Genomic DNA, 17,996 nt, shown 5'->3' with positions numbered 1-17,996 from the left:
TCCGGTGGCTGTCCGGATCGCGCAGGGGGCTGTCCTGCTCGCAAGCGCAGCGGGGGGCGGCGCCGGTCAGACTCAAGGGCCCAGCCCTGGAGTCCCCCATGCTCAAGCAACCTCAGACCAAGTACCAAGCCTTCGCCGCGCCTCACCTGCCCGATCGCCAATGGCCGGGTCGCCAGCTGACCCAGGCGCCGCGCTGGTGCTCCACCGACCTGCGCGATGGCAACCAGGCCCTCATTGAACCCATGGGGTTGGAGCGCAAGCGGCGCTTCTTCGCCCTGCTGGTGGCGGTGGGCTACCGGGAAATCGAGGTGGCCTTTCCGGCGGCCTCGCAGACCGATTTCGCCTTCGTGCGCGAGCTGGTCACGGCGGACGGGCTGCCCCAGGATCTCTGGCTGCAGGTGATGACGCCAGCCCGCGTCGAACTGATCGACCGTACCTTCGAGTCTCTGGTCGGCGCGCCGCGCGCCATCGTGCACCTCTACAACGCCACCGCGCCGCTGTTTCGCCGGGTGGTGTTCGATCAGGATCGCGCCGCGACCCAGGCCATGGCGGTGGCCGGTACCCAGCGGGTACGCGCCCGGTGCGATGCCCAGCCAGATACGGCCTGGACCTATCAGTATTCGCCCGAGACCTTCTGCTTTACCGAAGCGGACTTCGCCCTGGAGATCTGCCAGGCAGTGCTCGAGGCCTGGCAGCCCTCGGCCGAGCGACCGCTGATCCTCAATCTGCCGGCGACGGTGGAGGTGGCGACACCCAACGTCTATGCCGATCAGATCGAAGGCTTCATCCGCGGCCTGGGCCCGGCTCCCCATGTGACCATCAGCGTCCATCCGCACAATGATCGCGGCACCGGTGTCGCCTGTGCCGAGCTGGCCCAGCTGGCCGGCGCGACGCGGGTGGAAGGCTGCCTGTTCGGCAACGGCGAACGTACCGGCAACGTGGATCTGGTGACCCTGGCGCTGAATCTCTACAGCCAGGGCATAGCGCCGGGCATCGACTTTTCCCGGCTGGAGGAGGTGGCCAGCGTGGTGGAGGCCTGCAATCAGCTGGCGATCCATCCGCGTCATCCCTATGGCGGTCGCCTGGCGCTGGCCGCTCACCCGGAGCGGGGCGCGGCCCTGGGCCTCATCGATCCGGCGGACGTGGGCCTGGAAGCGCGTCTGGGCTAGGGGCGTCGGGCAGTCCCGCCTGGCCGCGATAGGCCGAAGGCGACACGCCCAGCACCTGGCGGAAGCGAGTGGCGAAGGCGCTCGGGCTGGCGTAGCCGTGATCCAGGGCCACGTCGACGATGGTGTGGCCGGCGGCCAGCGAGGTCAGGCTCGAATCCAGTCGCGCCCGCTGCAGCCACTGGCCGAAACTCAGGCCGGTCTCGCGGAGAAACAGCCGGCTCAGGGTGCGTTCGCTGACCGCCAGCCGGGCGGCAGCCCGGGTCAGGGTCCAGCGCTCGCCGGGATGCTGGCGCAGGTGGCGGCAGAGCTCGGCGAGCAGAGCATCGTTCGGCCAGGGCAGGTGCAGCCCGGCGGTGGGCGAACCCTGCAGTTCGTCGAGCATCAGCTGCAGGATGTACCGGGCGCGGCCCTCGGCCGGTCGGTCGACCGGCAGGGGCAGGGCGGCCAGGATGAGTTCCCGCAAGAGCGGTGAGACGGCGATCAGCTGGCAGCGCGTCGGCAGATCGGCGCGCACCTGGGGGTCGACGAACAGGGTGCGTACCTCGACGCGCCCCAGCAGGTGCAGGTCGTGCTCTTCGCCAGCGGGTACCCAGACGCCACGCTCCGGCGGCACCACCCAGCGCCCCTGGGCGGTGTTGACGATCACCACGCCGCACAGCGCATGGATCAGCTGCGCCTGGCGATGGCGGTGGGGCGGCACCCGGTCGCCATGGGCGTAGTCCTGGGCCACGGCATGCAACCCGTTGCATGAGCTGAAGTCGATGAACATGGCCGTCAGGACGGCGCGCGGCCGGCCAGCCATTTGCCCAGCAAGGCATCCAGCTGCTGCTGCTCGGCCTCGCTGAGGGTAGCCAGGGCGCGGCGTTCGTTGTCGACATGGGCGGCCATCAGGCCGTCGATCAGGGCGAAGCCCGCGGCGGTGAGCGCCACCAGGGTGCTGCGGCGGTCCTCGGGATTCTTGCGGCGCTCGATCAGGCCTGCGCGCTCCAGGCGGTCGAGGCGATTGGTCATGCCGCCCGAGGAGATCATGGCCGACTCATAGAGCACCGTCGGGCTCAGGGCATAGGGCTCGCCAGCGCGCCTCAGGGTGGCCAGCACATCGAACTCGCCGTAGTGCAGCCGATGCTCGTCGAAGAAGGGCTGCAGGACATCGCGATTGAGCACCTGGGCGACTTCGCCGAGACGACCGACCAGGCGCATGGGCAGGGCGTCCAGGTCGGGGCGTTCCCGGTGCCACTGGTCCACGGCGAATTCGGCGCGATCGGCCATCGGATTACCTCGCGAATATATCTTGATGTTAAGATACTTCTCATCAAGAGAAATATCGCGTCACTCTGGAGATTGTCCATGCTTTCCGCGTCATCATCATCCCCGACTACGCCCGCGCCGCGCCAGGATGCCTTCCTCGCCGTACTGCTCGTGCTGCTGGTCGGCCTCAACCTGCGGCCGATCCTGGCCGCCATCGGTCCGCTGCTGGATGGCATCCAGGCCGCGACCGGTCTGGAAGGCAGCGGCGCTGGGGCCCTCACCACGCTGCCCATCGCCGCCATGGGGCTCTGCGCCCTGGGCGGTGCCCGCTTGCAGGCCTGGCTCGGTGAGCGCCGTGGCATCGCCCTGGGCCTGTTGCTGCTGGCCCTGGCCAATGCCTTGCGCTGGGAGGAGCCGAGCGGCCTGGGGCTGATCCTCACCGCCGGCCTGGGTGGCGTTGGCATCGCCCTGGTACAGGCGCTGATCCCGGCCTATATCCGCCGCTGCTATCCGCAACGTACCAGCACCCTGATGGGCCTCTACACCACCGGCATCATGGGCGGTGCCGCGGTGGCGGCGGCCAGTGCGGCGCCCCTGGCCGAGCACTGGGGCTGGGCCCAGGGCCTGGCGCTCTGGACCCTGCCGGTGCTGCTCGCCCTCGGCACCTGGCTGGCCCTGGCGCGCCCCGATGCGCCGGCGCAGACCATCACCCCCCGCGCCCAACCCTGGCGTCAGCGCCAGGGTTGGCTGCTACTGGCCTTCTTTGGCATCGGCACTGCGGCCTACACCCTGGTGCTGGCCTGGCTGCCGCCGTACTACACCGGTCTCGGCTGGCAACCGGCCGACAGCGGTCTGCTGCTGGGCGGCGTGAGTCTGGCCGAGGTCAGCGCCGGTCTCCTGCTGTCGGCCACCATCGCCCGGCTGCGCAATCGCCGTCCGCTGGTGCTGGGCGTACTCGGCGTGGTGCTGATCGGCTTGCTGTGCCTGGCCCTGGCGCCGCTGCAACTGGCGGTGCCCACCGCCATCCTGCTCGGCCTGGGCATCGGCGCGCTGTTTCCGCTGTCGCTGATCCTGGCGATGGACAAGGTCCGCGACCCGGCCGAGGCCGGTGCACTGCTCGGTTTCGTCCAGGGCGGCGGCTATCTCATCGCCAGCCTGGCGCCCCTGGCCGCCGGCATCCTGCGCGACTACCTGGACAGCCTGGCCAACGCCTGGCTGCTGATGGCGGCGGGTGTGGTGCTGCTGATGGGTCTTGGCCTGCGCCTGACCCGGCCCGCGCAGCCGGCCAAGGTGGCTGGCTACCAACAGGCCTAGACCGCGCATGGCAGGTGCAGCTCCACGCAGAAGCCGCCCCGTGCTCGGTTGCTGAACCTCAGGATGCCGCCCAGGCGGCGGGTGATGGTCTCGACGATGGCCAGCCCCAGCCCGGCGCCCTGGGGATTGCCGGCGCTGTAGAAGCGATCGCACAGCCGCGCCAGGTCGGACTCGTCCACCCCGGGGCCGCGATCCTCCACCCGCAGCAGGACCCCGTCGTCCTGGCTGGCTTCGATGCCCACCTCCACCGTGCTGCCGGCTGGTGCGAAGGCCAGGGCGTTGGTCACCAGGTTCTGCAGGGCGATGGCGATGGCGTCCGGATCACCGAGCACCGCTGGCCCGGCCTGGGCCGCCAGCACCAGCTCCACCTGCCGCTCCAGCGCCAGCGGCGTCAATTCCGCCAGTTCTTCGCGCACCAGGGGTTCCAGGGCCAGCGGCTGGACCTGGGCGGCGCCCGGCTCCAGCCGCGCCAGGGTCAGCAGCTGGCTGGCCAGGCGGGTGGCCCGGCTGACGCCCTGGCGCAGATAGCCCAGGGCTTCCTCGCGCTCCTCGGGCGTCTCGGCGCGTTGGGCGTTCTGCGCGTGCAAATCGAGGATCGCCAGCGGCGTGCGCAATTCGTGAGCGGCATCGGCGATGAAGCGGCGCTCGCGATCGAGCAGGGTGCGCAGCTGGGCGAGCAGATGATCCAGGGCGCCTCGCATGGGCTGCAGTTCCGGGGGTAGCGTCGCCTCGGGCAGTGGCGCCAGGCTGTGCGGATCGCGTTCGCGCAGGCCGCGGGCGAAATCCTGCAGCGGTCGCAGGCCCCAACCCAGCAGCAGCCAGAGCACCCCGACCAGCAGCGGCAGGCCCACCAGGGTCGGCCAGAGGGTATGGCTGACGATGCGCTGGATCAGGTCCTGCCGCAGATCCTCGCGCTCACCGACCCAGATGCGCAGGCCGTTGTCGGCGGTCCGCACCAGCATCCCGCACCACTCGCGACCGTTCTCGAACACCTCGTGCAGCCCCTCGGGCGGCACCTCGGCCAGCCGCGGCGCGTTGCCGGAACGAACCAGCAACTGGCCGTCGGCGGTCCAGACCTGAAAGGTCAGCTGGTTCTCGTAGGGGTGCGCCGGCACGTTGCCGGGACGGGGTTGCATGGCCCGGTCGAACACCCTGACCAGTTCGGGCCCGGTATCCGCCGCTGGAAGGCCGGCCTGCAGTAACCCTTCCAATAGCCGCGCGCCCTGTACCAGCTGGGCGTCGTAGATGCCCTCGATCTCGCGGTGACTGTCGCGCAGGGCCAAGAGGGCGAGGACCAGACTGCCGGCCAGCACCAGGGCCAGGGTAGGGGCGAGGATGCGGGTGCGGATGGCGATCACGGCTGGCGCTCCAGCAGATAGCCCACACCGCGTACGGTGCGGATCAACCCGCTGTCGAGCTTCTTGCGCAGGTTGTGGATGAGCACTTCAAGAGTATTGCCCGAGGCCGCTTCCTGCCAGCCATAGAGGGCGTTGCTCAGCCGCTCGCGGGTGATGACGGCGCCCGGCCGCAACAGCAGCAGATGCAGCAGTCGATACTCCATGGGCGTCATCACCACCTCGGCGCCGCGATAGTGCACCGTCTGGCTGGCCGGGTCGAGGCTGATGCCGGCGTGCTCCAGCAAGGGGTGCGCCCGGCCGCAGCTGCGACGGATCAGGGCGCGGATACGCGCCTTGAGTTCGTCCAGGTCGCACGGCTTGACCAGGTAGTCGTCGGCGCCGGCATCCAGGCCCTGGATGCGATCGGCCTTGGCGTCGCGGGAGGTGAGCACCAGTACCGGGACCTGACTGTCAGGCTGGCTGCGCAGACGGCGCAGCAGGTCGAGGCCGTCCAGGCGCGGCAGGCCCAGGTCCAATAGCACCAGATCGAAACGCTCGAGCGCCAGGGCGTGCTCGGCGGCCAGGCCGTCGGCCACCCAGTCCAGGGTATAGCCCTCGCCGCGCAGGGCCATGCGGATGCCTTGGGCCAGGGCCGCATCGTCTTCCACCAGCAGTACTCGCACGGCCGCGTTCCTCTCCGCTATGCCTCTAGCCCGCCATCATCGCCGGCGTCCTGGCGAAGCGGCAGGCGCATCTGTTACCGGGCGTTGCATCCTAAGATTGCATTAAGCTTCGGCGTCGAGTCTGGCCACTCCAACCACGAGGAGTGTCGCCATGCGCCGCCTGTTGCTGCCGTTGCTGTTCGCAAGTCCCCTGGCCCTTGCCGCCGAACCCCAGTGCACCCAGGCGGACAAGTCCACCTGGCAAGACGCCACGAAGTTTCAGGCGCAGCTGCGAAACCAGGGCTACGAGATCAAGAAATTCAAGATCACCAAGGGCAACTGCTACGAGATCTACGGCTTCGACAAGGACCGGCGCAAGGTCGAGATCTATCACGACCCGGTGAGCGGCAAGGCGGTCAAGAGCGAGGTAGGCGGCTGATGAAAACGGCGACCGTGCGGCTCTGGGATCCCCTGGTACGGCTGTTCCACCTGTCGGTCGCCGCGGCCTTTTTCGCCAACTATTTTTTCAACGAGAAGGGCGCCTTCTGGCATCGCTGGATCGGCTACTACGCCAGTGCCTGGCTGCTGGTGCGGCTGGTCTGGGGCTTCGTCGGCCCGCGCAGCGCGCGCTGGAGCGACTGCTGGCCGACCCGTGCGCGGCTGAGCGCCCATCTGCGTGATCTCTGGCAGGGGCGGCCCCATCATCGCCTCGGCCATTCCCCCCTGGGCGCCCTGGTGATGCTGCTGATGATGGTCGCCATTGGCACGCTCGGCGTGACCGGTTTCCTCATGCACGAGGTCGATGCGCTCTGGGGCGCCGACTGGCCCGAAGACCTGCACGCGCTCTTTGCCAATGGCCTGCTGGCCCTGGTCTGCCTGCACGCCCTGGCGGCGGTGGTGGAAAGCCTGAGGATTCGCGACAACCTGCCGCTGTCGATGCTGACCGGTCGCCGCCGCCCGCTGGATGAGGCCTCCCCACGCGACTAGGCGCAGTGCCCGTCGAGGGTACCCGGCGGATCCACCTGCACCGTCACGTGCTGCAGGCCATGACGACTGCGCAGCAGCTCACCCACCAGGGTCGGCAACCGCAGCGGATCGCTGCCCGGTGCCGGGGTGATGTGCAGGGTGGCGATGCGGGTTTCGTCGGTCAGGGTCCAGACGTGCAGGTGGCCCACCTCGGCCACCTCCGGCAGGGCACGTACCTCTGCCGTGGCGCCAGCGGTGTCGAATTCCCGTGGCGCTGCCTGCAGCAGGACGGCACCAGCGTCACGCACCAGGGTCCAGGCCGATTTGACGATGAGCAGGGCAACCAGGATCGACAGCGCCGGATCCAGCCAGGTCCAGCCAGTCCAGAGGATGCCCAGGGCGGCGACGATGGCGCCTACCGACCCCAGCAGGTCGCCGGCCACGTGCAGCAGGGCACCACGTAGATTGCTGTCGTCCTTGTGCCCGCCGTTCAGCACCAGGAAGCCGACAATGTTGACCACCAGGCCGATCACCGCCACCACCAGCATGGGGCCGGACAAGACCTCGGTGGGCTCGCGCAATCGCATGACCGCTTCCCAGCCGATCCACAGGACCAGCAGCAGCAGGGCAACGCCATTGGTCAGGGCCGCGAGGATGCGCACCCGGTGGAAGCCATAGGTGAAGCGGGCATTGGCGGCCTTGGCCGCCACCCGGTAGGCCACCAGCGCCAGCAGCAGGGCGGCGGCATCCGAGACCATGTGCCCCGAGTCGGCGATCAGCGCCAGGGAGCCGGACCACCAGCCACCCACGGCCTGGACGATGGCGTAGCCGAAGGTCAGACAGAAGACCAGCTTGAGCTTGCGCTCGTTGTCGGCGGTCACTCGCGGGGCATGGGAGTGACCATGGCCGTGCTCGTGGCCATGCTGATGATCGTGATCGTGATCGTGGTGACGGATGGAGCCACTCATCTCTAGGTCTCCGGCTGAAAAGAAGGCAAGGCGTGCAAGCGCCTCTCTATCTGACCATCCTGAAGCCTGAAGTGACTTCAGGGTCAAGCCAGCCTCACCTGCCGGATGACCGAGCGGTCATCTGTAACCGCGGATGAGCCACTAAGACTCCATTAAGGTTCGCCCTCCAGGGTGGCAGCTTCCTGTCGCCGGAGCCCACCATGTTCGTTCACCGCTGCCTCTCCATGCCCTCGCGCAGGGTGCCCTGATGCTGCTCGCTGTGCGCACTCGTCCCCAGGCCCGAGGTTGGCGACCCTGGTGCAACCTGTTGGCCTTGAGCAGCCTGAGTGGCCTGCTGTTGCTGGCCGACGACTACCTCCAGCAGCTCTTCACTCCGAACAACCGCGCCGAACTGGAAGCGGGCTATGTCGCGGCGCTCTGGGTGTTCAGCCTGGCGCTGTGGCTGTGCAACCTGCCGCGCCTGGCGGCTGCCCTCCTGCTGCTGTTCGCCCTGATGCAGCTGCTGCAGCTGGGCAACCTGAGCTTTTTCGGCGAGCCACTCAGTGCCATCGATATCCAGGCGCTGCTGGGCGATACCGCCGAGGTCCCGCAGACACTCTGGGTCAGCCTGCCCGAGCACTGGCCGGTGCTGCTGTGCGTGGGGCTGCCCTATGGCCTGCTGATCGCCCTGCATCTGTACCTGCCGAGCCAGGTGCCGCTGCCCGCCAGTCGCTGGGCGCTGGTCCTGATCGCCGCGGTGCTGCTGTCCAAGCCCTATCGCGCCACCTACCGCAATCTCGACGCCTTCGTGCCCAGCCCCAGTCGCAGCGGCCTGCACAACAGCCTCAATGCCTTTTCCGCCTGGGCGGTGCGTCTGGCCGGGCGTAGCGAGGTGACCCTGCCGCCCACGGCCTATGCGCCCTATGACCTCGTCCAGGTGCCCAGCACCGCGCGACATGTCTGGCTGGTGGTGGCCGATTCCCTGCGCAGCGATCGCCTGGGCGCCTTCGGCTACCATCGCAATACCACCCCGAAGCTATCGGCCTATCTGGCGGGCAATCCCCAGGCCCTGATCCGGCCCGGGGTAGCGGCAGGGGTGGCCACCGACGTCAGCCTGCCCTATCTATTGAATCCCATCCGCGAGCCGGGCCAGGACCAGCGATTGCGCACCGGCGAGATCAACCTGTTCCGCTTCGCCCAGGCCGCCGGCTTTCGCACCCACTGGCTGTCGTCCCAGGAATCCAAGTTGCTGGCGCACCTGGGCAGTCGCTATCTGGACGTGTCCATCACCCGAGAGGACCATCCGCTGCGTTTCCTGCAACGCCAGGATCGTGCCCTGCTGGCTATCCTCGACGAACAGCGCTGGGCGCCGCGCAACTTCGTGGTACTCAATCTGCGTACCGCGCACCTGCCCTATGCGCAGAACTACCGGCACGAGGCTACGCCAGCCCCCTGGCCGGACACCGGTATCGAGGGCCAGGCCAATGCCTACGACAATTCGCTGCATTACCTGGATGGCCTGCTCGCCGAGATACTCGCCGACTTCGATCGCCTGCAGGGTGAGCGCTACCTGATCATCACGGGCGATCACGGCCAGCGGCTGGGGGAGGGCGGTCACTGGGGGCACAACGACCTGGTCCCCGAGGTCAGCGATGTGCCAGTGATCGTGGTGGCGCGGGACGCACCGGCCAATGCCCTGGCCGGTCTGCAGGGCGAGCGCTGGATCAGCCATTACGAAGCTGGCAGCTGGCTGGCGGAGCGCCTGGGTACCCGCATCGACAATCCCAATCGCCGCCCGGAGGAACACTTCGTCCATGGCAAGCTGCTGTTCAGCGATAATTTCGTGCAGCGCGTCTGCGAATCGCCCACCGGGCTGGTGCACCAGCCGCCGCAGCAACTGAGCAAGCTACTGCTGGACAGCTCGGCAGCACCCTGCGGTTGAGGCTGCAGCCGTCTTACCCTTGGCTCCGGGGCGCCGCTACACTGCCGGCGCTTTTTCATCTCGTCATCAGGACCTCGTCATGCCTTCGGCTTCATCCCTTTCTCGCTATGCCCACAGCGCACGCCTGCTGCACTGGCTCATGGCCCTGCTGGTGCTGCTGGCCTATGTGCTGATCACCAACCGCGGTCAGTTCGAACGTGGCTCCCTGGAGCGCCAGTGGGTGACCCTCGGCCACTTCTGGGTGGGATTGCTGGTGTTGCTCCTGGTGGTGCCGCGCCTCTGGGTACGCCAGCGCCATCCGGCGCCACCCATCACGCCGCCGCTGGCCACAGGCCTGCAGCGGATCAGCCGGCTCACCCACTACGCCCTCTATGCCTTCCTGCTGGCCCAGCCGCTACTGGGCCTCTTCACCGTCTGGCTGACCATCGGCGAGGTGAAAATCCCCTCCAGCACCCTGGCGCTACCGTCGCCCTTCGCCGTGGATCGCGAGCTGGCGCAGTCGCTCAAGGGCGTGCACCTCTGGCTGGGCAAGGCCTTCTATTGGGTGATCGGGCTGCATGTGCTGGCCGCGCTCTGGCATCACCTGGTACGCCGGGACGATACCCTCAGGCGCATGCTCTAGGAGCAGGACGAAGTGGCACCGCGCGCAGGTGGCTTTAGTACGGAACCTGGCGTGGATAGAGCGCGATGATTCGGTCGCGCCCACCCTCGGCCAGCAGATAGCCGTCGCCCTTGGGCAGCAGGGCCTGGGGGGCACGTAGAAAGGTCAGGATGGCGCGTGGCGCTGACTGGCGATCCCAGAGCAGCAGCCGGGCGCGGTGGGTGGAGTCTTCGCTGATCCACAGGCCGCGGTGGTCGCAGAGCAGAAAGCTCGGTTCGCGCAGCTCGCTCAGCGCCGGTGGATCGCGGCCATCGTCGCTGAGCTGACGCACCAGGCCACGGGATTTCTCGGTATAGAAGGCCGTGCCGTCCGGGCAGCGGGTAAAGGACTCCGCCTCGTCCAGGTGGTCGCGCAGCACCGTCAGGCTGCCGTCGGCGGCGTCGTAGCGCAGCAGGCGTCCCTCACCCTTGCGGTCTTCCACGGCATAGAGGTGCTCGCCTTCGACCCAGAGGCCCTGGGCGTTGATACCCATGAAGAGATCGCGACTGCCCGCGGCATCGAACCAGCGGATCGGATGAGTGCCGCCTTCCTGGCTATAGGCGAAACCGTTGCGATAGGGCGTCAGGCCATCGGGCTTGTACAGGCCCGCGCTAAGCACGCTGCGTCGGCCCTGGGCATCGATGCGCAGCAGGCGGCCCTTGCCATCCTTGAGTTCTTCCGCGGCGAGCAGGGCGTCGCCCTGCCAGGCCAGGGCGCTGGCCTTGGCGATGTCAGGATAGGCCACTTCGTAGTGCCAGCCCGTGGCGGCCTGGGCTGGCCAGAAGCGTTGCCAGGCGAGAAAGCCGACTGCGGCCAGCAGGCTCGCGGCCAGGGTGATGAGGGCGCCGCGCCAGAGCCGGGCCATCAGGTGGCGACGGAGGTCAGGTGCTCGTGGAGGATGACGGCGCCGATCACGATCAGCACCACGCCACCGAGCATTTCCGCTCGCTTGCCGACCAGGTTGCCCATCACCCGCCCCAGCATTACCCCGGTGGTCACCATGACCATGGTGGCGAGGCCGATGGCCAGGGCGGCAGTGATGATGTTGACGTCGATGAAGGCAAGGCCGACGCCTACGGCGAGGGCGTCGATGCTGGTGGCCACGGCCGTGAGCGCGAGCAGCATGAAGGAATGCTGGCGGGGTTTTTCTTCTTCCGCGTCGGGCGCGCCGAAGCCGGCCCAGATCATGCGCAGGCCCAGCACGGTGAGCAGGGTAAAGGCGATCCAGTGATCCCAGGGCTGGACGTACTGGGCGGCGGTCAGGCCGACGGCCCAGCCGATCACCGGGGTGATGGCTTCGATGACGCCAAAGATGGCACCGGTGCGCAGGGCTTCGCGCAGGCAGGGCTTGTGCAGGCTGGCACCCTTGCCGACGGCGGCGGCAAAGGCATCGGTGGACATGGCAAACGCCAGGAACATCAGGGAAGCGGGGTTCATCGTGACAGCGCCGGCCGGGCTCGGATCCACAAGACATCCCCGCACGCCCGGCACGGCGCGGTGATGCCCCTGGTCTCGCCAACCCTGACTGGCTGTCCTGACCACGGCGGTTGCCGAGTATGTTGATCAGGACGCTTTCCACCGTGGTGGAAGCAGGCTACTCCCCAAAGAGGCCGCCACCTTACCTAGCCGAATAGAGAAAGTCTATCTTGTAGATAGTTCTAATATATATAGCCTTGGCTAAATCTTCTGCCGTCCTGGATAGCTTGAAATCGGCCGAGGCAGCTGGATAGCGCTTGGCGACAGGGCTTTAGCCGCAGCACAGGATGCCGGCGATAGCCGACGGCGGCCTTCTACGCGTGGGCAGGGCGTCGCCAGAGGATCGCTGAAGGTCGCCTGCGAGCAGCCGAATGAGCATAGGAGCACACGACCTGAGGTGTCCCTGGCAGCAGCCATGAGCCGGTCAGAGCGGGCTGATACTGGCGCTCTGCCTTCCTCGTTTCGTCATGGCGCTGACACTTAATTGTCACATTTCGGCAATAGCCTAGCGCCAGCCCTCACTAGGTAATGGAGCAACCATGAAACGCACGTTCAGCCTCTCCCTGTTGTTGTCGGCCTTTTGCCTGAGCACTGCCGCTCATGCCGTGGATGTCACGGGCGCAGGTTCGAGCTTCGTGTATCCCGTTCTGTCGAAGTGGTCGCAGACCTTCAGCGAGAAGACCGGTAACCGCGTCAACTACCAATCCATCGGTTCTGGCGGCGGTATCGCCCAGATCAAGGCGGCCACCGTGGACTTCGGTGCCACCGACGCCCCGATGAGCACCGAGGATCTGCAGAAAGGCGGCCTGGGCCAGTTCCCGACCATCATCGGTGGCATCGTGCCGGTGGTGAACGTGGAAGGCATCGAGCCCGGCAAGCTGAAGCTCGACGGCCCGCTGCTGGCCAAGATCTTCATGGGTGAGGTCAAGACCTGGAACGATCCGGCCATCGCTGCCCTGAACCCCGGCATGAAGCTGCCCGCCAGCGCCATCACCGTAGTGCGCCGTTCGGACGGTTCGGGTACCTCCTACAACTTCACCAACTACCTGGCCAAGGTCAGCCCGGAGTGGAAGGAGAAGTTCAACTTCGGCACCACCGTCAACTGGCCGGTCGGTGTGGGTGGCAAGGGTAACGAGGGTATCGCTGCCTACGTCAAGCAGATCAAGGGCTCCATCGGCTACGTCGAGTACGCCTATGCGCTGACCAACAAGATGTCCCATGTGCAGCTGAAGAACGCCGCCGGCAACTTCGTGCAGCCTGACGCCAAGAGCTTCCAGGCCGCTGCCGCTACCGCCGATTGGAAGAGCGCCAAGGACTTCAACCTGTTGATGACCAACGCCCCGGGCGCCGATGCCTGGCCGATCACCGCCACCACCTGGATCGTGATGTACAAGGAGCCGAAGAACGAAGAGCGCAGCAAGGTCGCCTTCGACTTCTTCAAGTGGTCCCTGGAAAACGGCCAGAAGGACGCCGCGGCACTGGACTACGTCCCGGTTCCCGACGCGCTGGTCAAGCAGATCGAAGGCTACTGGGCTTCCGACTTCAAGAAGTAAGCAAGACCGCCTGCCGTCCGGGATCCCGCGAGGGGTCCGGGCGGCTTCGCGCATCCCGATCTGCTGACCGGAAATCGCCATGACCGATCAAACCCTTCCCCTTTCGGCCGCTCAGGAAGAGCGCATCCGCCGGGATACCCGCGCGGACACCTGGTTCCGGCGCCTGCTGTTCTCTGCGGCCCTGCTGGTACTCGCGGTGCTGGTCGGGGCAGCCCTGTCCACCCTCTGGGGTGGCCGCCTGGCCTTCATGACCTTTGGCCTGGATTTCCTGACGTCCGCCGAATGGGACGTCGGTGCCGAGAAATTCGGCGCCCTGGTGCCCATCTACGGCACCCTGATGACGTCGCTGATCGCCCTGCTGCTGGCCGTGCCCACCGCCTTCGGCATCGCCCTGTTCCTGTCGGAAATCGCCCCCACCTGGCTGCGCGGTCCGGTGGCCACGGCGGTGGAGCTGCTGGCAGGTATCCCCTCGATCATCTACGGCATGTGGGGCCTGTTCGTCTTCGGCCCCTTCATGGCCGCGTACATCTCGCCCTTCATCAACGACTACCTGGGCGCCATCCCGATCATCGGCATCCTGTTCCAGGGTCCGCCGCTGGGCATCGGCATGCTCACCGCCGGCATCATCCTGGCGATCATGATCCTGCCCTTCATCACCTCGGTGATGTACGAGGTGTTCCGCAGCGTGCCGCCCCAGCTCAAGGAGTCGGCCTATGCCCTGGGTTCAACGACCTGGGAGGTCTGCTGGGACATCGTGCTGCCCTATACCCGCTCGGCGGTGGTTGGTGGCGCCTTCCTCGGTCTGGGGCGAGCCCTGGGCGAAACCATGGCGGTGACCTTCGTGCTGGGCAACGCCCACCAATTCTCCGCGTCGCTGATGATGCCGAGCAGCTCCATCGCCTCGGTGATCGCCAACGAATTCAACGAGGCCTACACCGATCTGCACCGCTCCTCGCTGATCGCCCTGGGCTTCCTGTTGTTCGTGGTGACCTTCTTCGTGCTGCTGGCGGCGCGTCTGATGTTGGCGCAGCTGTCGCGCAAGGCAGGTAACTGATGCATATCGACGCCTATCTCTATCGCAAGCGCCGGATCAAGAACGGTATCGCGCTGATCTTCGGCAGCGCCGCTGCCGTGGTCGGCCTGGGTTTCCTCACCTGGATCCTCGGCACCACCCTGCTCAAGGGACTCTCCGCCCTCAGCCCGACCATCTTTATCGAGATGACGCCGCCACCCGGCGCCACCGACGGTGGTCTGGCCAACGCCCTGTTCGGCAGCGTGCTGATCACCCTGCTGGCCACCGCCATCGGCGCCCCCATCGGCATCCTGGCCGGACTCTGGCTGGCCGAGTACGCCCGCCATTCCAAGCTCGGCCTGGTGGTACGCTTCGTCAACGACATCCTGCTGTCGGCACCGTCCATCGTCATCGGTCTGTTCATCTACACCGCCGTGGTGGTGCCGCTCAATCAGGCCACTGGCGGCAGCGTGGGCTTCTCCGGCTTCGCCGGGGCCCTGGCACTGGCCATGCTGGTGGTGCCGGTGGTGACCCGTACCACCGACGAGATGATGCAGCTGCAGCCCGCGGCCATGCGTGAAGCGGCTTTGGCGCTGGGCATTCCCCAGTGGAAGGTCACCCTGCAGGTCCTGTTGCGCGCCTCTCGCGCCGGCGTGGTGACCGGGGTGCTGCTGTCCATCGCCCGCATCACCGGCGAGACCGCGCCGCTGCTGTTCACCGCCTTTGGCAACCAGTACTGGAGCGCCGACCTGCTCAAGCCGATGGCCAGCGTGCCCGTGACCATCTTCCAGTTCGCCATGAGTCCGTTCGAGAACTGGCAGCAACTGGCCTGGGCCGGCGCCTTGCTGCTGACCCTGTTCGTGCTGTTCCTGAACCTTTCCTCTCGCTTCTTCTTTCGCAACCGGGATTCCAAGTGACCACCATGCAGACGCAGATACCGGAACTGCAGGCGCGCGACGTCGGCTTCCGTTACAAGGGCCATCAGGCGCTCAAGTCGATCAACCTGGACATCGCGGCCAAGCAGATCACCGCCATCATCGGCCCCTCCGGATGCGGCAAGTCCACGCTGCTGCGCATCTTCAACCGCATCTACTCGGAGTACCCGGGGCTGGAAGCGACCGGCGAGATCCTCATGGACGGGGAGAACATCCTCGATCCCAAGTACTCGCTGAGCCGCCTGCGCAGCACCATCGGCATGGTGTTCCAGAAGCCGGTGCCTTTTCCCATGTCCATCGCCGACAACGTCGCCTACGGTATCCGCCACCACGAGCGGCTCTCCCGCGTCGAGTTGCAGGATCGCGTCGAGCAGGCCCTGCGCGGTGCTGCGCTGTGGGATGAGGTCAAGGACAAGCTGAATCAGAGCGCCCTGGGGCTCTCCGGTGGTCAACAGCAACGCCTGTGCATCGCTCGTACCATCGCCCTGCGTCCGCGGGTGTTGCTGCTGGACGAACCCACTTCGGCGCTGGATCCCATCTCCACCGCGCGTATCGAGCAGCTGCTGGCCGAGCTCAAGCAGGACTTCACCGTGGTCATCGTCACCCACAACATGCAGCAGGCGGCGCGCTGCTCCGACGTCACTGCCTTCATGTACCTGGGCGAGCTGATCGAGGTGGACAAGACCGACAAGATCTTCACCAAGCCGGACAAGAAGCAGACCGAGGACTACATCACCGGTCGCTTCGGCTGATACGGCGTCGTTTCGAAAAAGGCCACTCCCTGGAGTGGCCTTTTTCATGGCGGCTGAAAAGCGGCGAGCCAGGGCTTCTGGTCGTCCTCATCCTTCCCGGTCCGCAGCGGAGCCGTCCGAACGGATGAATCTTTGGTTAAATTTTGCTTTAAATTCAGTGACTTGAATTAAAACCTTTATGTTCCTGCAAGCAAAACGACATCTCTTCTGCCGAGACTGACCCAGCTTTGTGACGGGCTGCACCGCCAGCCACTACCGCCTGGATTGTCTTGAAAGGAGATCTGCCGATGTCTGTTAACCCTTATCGATTCACGGCGCTGTTCTCGGGCGTGCTCCTGGCTACCTGCTCGGCCGCCGCGAGTGCCGCTGTCGATGAGAAGCTGCTCGACATGCTCAGGGCCAATGGCTCCATCACCCCGGCCCAATACAGCGAATTGCGCGGCGACCTGCAGCAGGAGCAGCAGGCGCGTGCCGCCCAGGTCGCCCAGCAGCAGAAGACCTCCGACTTCGAGAAGAAGCTGGCCTGGGCCACCAAGACCCAGATCAAGGGCGACGTGCGGGTGCGCCACGAGAGCATCGACATCAGCGGCGAGCCGGACAACGGCCGCGACCGTGACCGCCAGCGTATCCGCGCGCGGCTGGGTGCCTACAGCGAGATCAATCCGCAGGTGAACACTGGCATCCGCATCGCCACCGGCGGTGGCGACGACGCCCGCTCCACCAACCAGGACCTGAACAACTACTTCAACAAGAAGCAGCTCTGGCTGGATCAGGCCTATATCGACTACCACCCCACGGCAGTGCCGAATCTGCATCTGGTGGGCGGCAAGATGGGCCAGCAGTGGGTCAGCACCGGCGACGTCATCTGGGACGCCGACATCAACCCCGAAGGCCTGGCCGGCACCTACAAGTACGACCTAGGCGGTGGCGCCGAACTGTTCGGCAGCACCGGCTATTACGTGCTCAAGGATAACGTCGACGGCGAAGGCTATGAATTCAAGCATGACCTGCGCCTCTACGCCGGCCAGCTGGGCAGCCGCTTCAACCTGGGCGATGCCGCCAAGCTGATGGTGGGCGGCAGTGTCTATGCTTACGACAAGGAACAGGACAGCGCCTGCCCGACCACCGGTTCGGTCACCGCGCCCTGCGCCCTGGCGGTCAATGGCAACACCACCGACCGCTTCCAGCTCTACGAGGGCTTCGCCCAGCTGGACCTGACCAAGCTGTGGGTGCCGCTGTCCTTCTATGGCCAGTACGTGGTCAACGACAAGGCCGACGACGGCGAGGACACTGCCTGGCTGGTGGGCGCCAAAACCAAGCTGATGCAGCGGGTCGGGCTGGAATACAACTACCGCGATGTCCAGCGCAACGCCGTGGTGGGCGCCTTCACCGACTCCGACTTCGGCAATGGCTCGACCGGTGCGCGTGGGCACAAGCTCAAGCTCGGCTACGAGATTGACAAGAATTTCGGCGTTGGCCTGACCTACTTCCTCGCCGAGTCCGACACCGCCAGCCGCTTCCGCAACGATGCGGACGTGAAGACCCTGCAGCTGGACCTGGAAGCCAAGTTCTAACCACGGCCCTAGGTCGTGCTCCGCTTGAACCGCCCTCGGGCGGTTCTTTTTTTGCCAGCCGTGAAAGGAAAAGGCTGTTGGGCTTCGCTGCGCTCAACCCAACCTACGCCGGAGCCAATCTGCCCCTCTCCCTCTGGGAGAGGGTTGGGGTGAGGGAAGCTCCCGCCTACTACCGCTCGACCCTGATCTCTACCAGCTTGCCATCGATGAACCTGAGGTGGCGCGAGGCGCCGTTTTCCGGGCCATAGGTCCAGAACTGGGTCTCGGCTGCATTGAATTTGGGTACCTGGTTGTTGCGCAGGGCAGGGGGATTGACCTTGCGCTCGGCCGGGGCCCCGCAGGCGGCCAGGACCTGCTCGACGCTGTCGCCTTCTTCGACGAGGTTCTGCCCACAGCGCAGGCTGGCCTGGGTAAGGGACGGCAGTAGCAGGGCAAGCAGCAGGTAGCGAGGGCGCATCAGACCTCCAGG

General features: G+C 66.4%; 19 protein-coding genes and 1 riboswitch. Of the genes, 11 read left to right on the top strand and 8 right to left on the bottom strand.

Annotated features, from left to right (window positions below; genetic code table 11):
* The first annotated feature begins 98 nt into the window (after positions 1-98).
* The gene (locus PJ259_RS12270) at positions 99-1,169 is read left to right on the top strand and encodes a 2-isopropylmalate synthase (protein WP_271653003.1); all 1,071 of its coding nucleotides are present in this window, start codon (positions 99-101) and stop codon (positions 1,167-1,169) included.
* On the opposite strand, the gene PJ259_RS12265 is transcribed toward PJ259_RS12270, so the two are convergent.
* Complete coding sequence (locus PJ259_RS12265; RefSeq protein WP_442964898.1) at positions 1,126-1,938, bottom strand: AraC family transcriptional regulator; 813 nt, start codon at positions 1,936-1,938, stop codon at positions 1,126-1,128. The two genes, PJ259_RS12270 and PJ259_RS12265, sit on opposite strands and share 44 nt — an antisense overlap.
* A 5-nt stretch (positions 1,939-1,943) precedes the next feature.
* Positions 1,944-2,438, bottom strand: coding sequence for a MarR family winged helix-turn-helix transcriptional regulator (locus PJ259_RS12260; RefSeq protein ID WP_271653001.1), 495 nt, complete (start codon positions 2,436-2,438; stop codon positions 1,944-1,946).
* A gap of 78 nt (positions 2,439-2,516) precedes the next feature.
* Between PJ259_RS12260 and PJ259_RS12255 the strand changes: the two genes are divergently transcribed.
* Entirely contained in the window at positions 2,517-3,731 is a 1,215-nt protein-coding gene (locus tag PJ259_RS12255; RefSeq protein WP_271653000.1) for an MFS transporter, read from the top strand.
* Here the strand turns inward: PJ259_RS12255 and PJ259_RS12250 are convergent.
* The gene (locus tag PJ259_RS12250; protein WP_271652999.1) at positions 3,728-5,089 is read right to left on the bottom strand and encodes an ATP-binding protein; all 1,362 of its coding nucleotides are present in this window, start codon (positions 5,087-5,089) and stop codon (positions 3,728-3,730) included. The genes PJ259_RS12255 and PJ259_RS12250 overlap by 4 nt on opposite strands.
* A complete protein-coding gene (locus PJ259_RS12245; protein ID WP_271652998.1) occupies positions 5,086-5,751 on the bottom strand; it encodes a response regulator in 666 nt (221 codons plus the stop codon). Before PJ259_RS12245 ends, PJ259_RS12250 begins: the two co-directional genes overlap by 4 nt.
* 151 nt (positions 5,752-5,902) lie before the next feature.
* Here PJ259_RS12245 and PJ259_RS12240 point away from each other — a divergent pair, with 151 nt between their 5' ends.
* Complete coding sequence (locus tag PJ259_RS12240) at positions 5,903-6,169, top strand: PepSY domain-containing protein (RefSeq protein WP_271652997.1); 267 nt, start codon at positions 5,903-5,905, stop codon at positions 6,167-6,169.
* The gene (locus PJ259_RS12235) at positions 6,169-6,717 is read left to right on the top strand and encodes a cytochrome b/b6 domain-containing protein (RefSeq protein WP_271652996.1); all 549 of its coding nucleotides are present in this window, start codon (positions 6,169-6,171) and stop codon (positions 6,715-6,717) included. Before PJ259_RS12240 ends, PJ259_RS12235 begins: the two co-directional genes overlap by 1 nt.
* On the opposite strand, the gene PJ259_RS12230 is transcribed toward PJ259_RS12235, so the two are convergent.
* Complete coding sequence (locus PJ259_RS12230) at positions 6,714-7,664, bottom strand: cation diffusion facilitator family transporter (protein ID WP_271652995.1); 951 nt, start codon at positions 7,662-7,664, stop codon at positions 6,714-6,716. The genes PJ259_RS12235 and PJ259_RS12230 overlap by 4 nt on opposite strands.
* 247 nt (positions 7,665-7,911) lie before the next feature.
* Here PJ259_RS12230 and PJ259_RS12225 point away from each other — a divergent pair, with 247 nt between their 5' ends.
* Entirely contained in the window at positions 7,912-9,585 is a 1,674-nt protein-coding gene (locus PJ259_RS12225; protein WP_271652994.1) for a phosphoethanolamine transferase, read from the top strand.
* Between the two features lie 79 nt (positions 9,586-9,664).
* Positions 9,665-10,207, top strand: a complete 543-nt coding sequence (locus PJ259_RS12220; RefSeq protein ID WP_271652993.1) for a cytochrome b — start codon at positions 9,665-9,667, stop codon at positions 10,205-10,207.
* A 34-nt stretch (positions 10,208-10,241) separates the two neighbouring features.
* Here PJ259_RS12220 and PJ259_RS12215 read toward each other — a convergent pair whose 3' ends face one another.
* Positions 10,242-11,090, bottom strand: a complete 849-nt coding sequence (locus PJ259_RS12215; RefSeq protein WP_271652992.1) for a hypothetical protein — start codon at positions 11,088-11,090, stop codon at positions 10,242-10,244.
* On the bottom strand, positions 11,090-11,662 hold the full coding sequence (mntP, locus tag PJ259_RS12210; protein ID WP_271652991.1) for a manganese efflux pump MntP: 573 nt from the start codon (positions 11,660-11,662) through the stop codon (positions 11,090-11,092). The genes PJ259_RS12215 and mntP overlap by 1 nt, the downstream gene beginning before the upstream one ends.
* A gap of 4 nt (positions 11,663-11,666) precedes the next feature.
* Positions 11,667-11,835, bottom strand: a riboswitch (yybP-ykoY riboswitch).
* A 405-nt stretch (positions 11,836-12,240) separates the two neighbouring features.
* On the opposite strand from mntP, the gene pstS reads away from it, so the two are divergent.
* The 5 genes from pstS (at position 12,241) to PJ259_RS12185 (ending at position 17,527) form a co-directional block, all read left to right on the top strand.
* Entirely contained in the window at positions 12,241-13,254 is a 1,014-nt protein-coding gene (gene pstS, locus PJ259_RS12205) for a phosphate ABC transporter substrate-binding protein PstS (protein ID WP_271652990.1), read from the top strand.
* A 79-nt stretch (positions 13,255-13,333) separates the two neighbouring features.
* The gene (pstC, locus tag PJ259_RS12200; protein ID WP_059316153.1) at positions 13,334-14,308 is read left to right on the top strand and encodes a phosphate ABC transporter permease subunit PstC; all 975 of its coding nucleotides are present in this window, start codon (positions 13,334-13,336) and stop codon (positions 14,306-14,308) included.
* A complete protein-coding gene (gene pstA, locus PJ259_RS12195) occupies positions 14,308-15,183 on the top strand; it encodes a phosphate ABC transporter permease PstA (protein WP_059316152.1) in 876 nt (291 codons plus the stop codon). Before pstC ends, pstA begins: the two co-directional genes overlap by 1 nt.
* A gap of 5 nt (positions 15,184-15,188) precedes the next feature.
* Positions 15,189-15,953: a phosphate ABC transporter ATP-binding protein PstB gene (gene pstB, locus PJ259_RS12190; protein ID WP_059316941.1), complete on the top strand. Its 765-nt coding sequence runs from the start codon at positions 15,189-15,191 to the stop codon at positions 15,951-15,953.
* 287 nt (positions 15,954-16,240) lie between these two features.
* Positions 16,241-17,527 (top strand): putative porin, encoded by a 1,287-nt coding sequence (locus tag PJ259_RS12185; protein WP_271652989.1) that lies wholly within the window; start codon positions 16,241-16,243, stop codon positions 17,525-17,527.
* A 169-nt stretch (positions 17,528-17,696) separates the two neighbouring features.
* Here PJ259_RS12185 and PJ259_RS12180 read toward each other — a convergent pair whose 3' ends face one another.
* Entirely contained in the window at positions 17,697-17,984 is a 288-nt protein-coding gene (locus PJ259_RS12180) for a DUF2845 domain-containing protein (RefSeq protein WP_271652988.1), read from the bottom strand.
* Positions 17,985-17,996 lie beyond the last annotated feature (12 nt).

This window comes from Pseudomonas sp. JBR1 (assembly GCF_028198185.1).
GTDB lineage: Bacteria > Pseudomonadota > Gammaproteobacteria > Pseudomonadales > Pseudomonadaceae > Chryseomonas > Chryseomonas oryzihabitans_E.
This window is presented reverse-complemented; position numbering and strand designations above follow the sequence as displayed.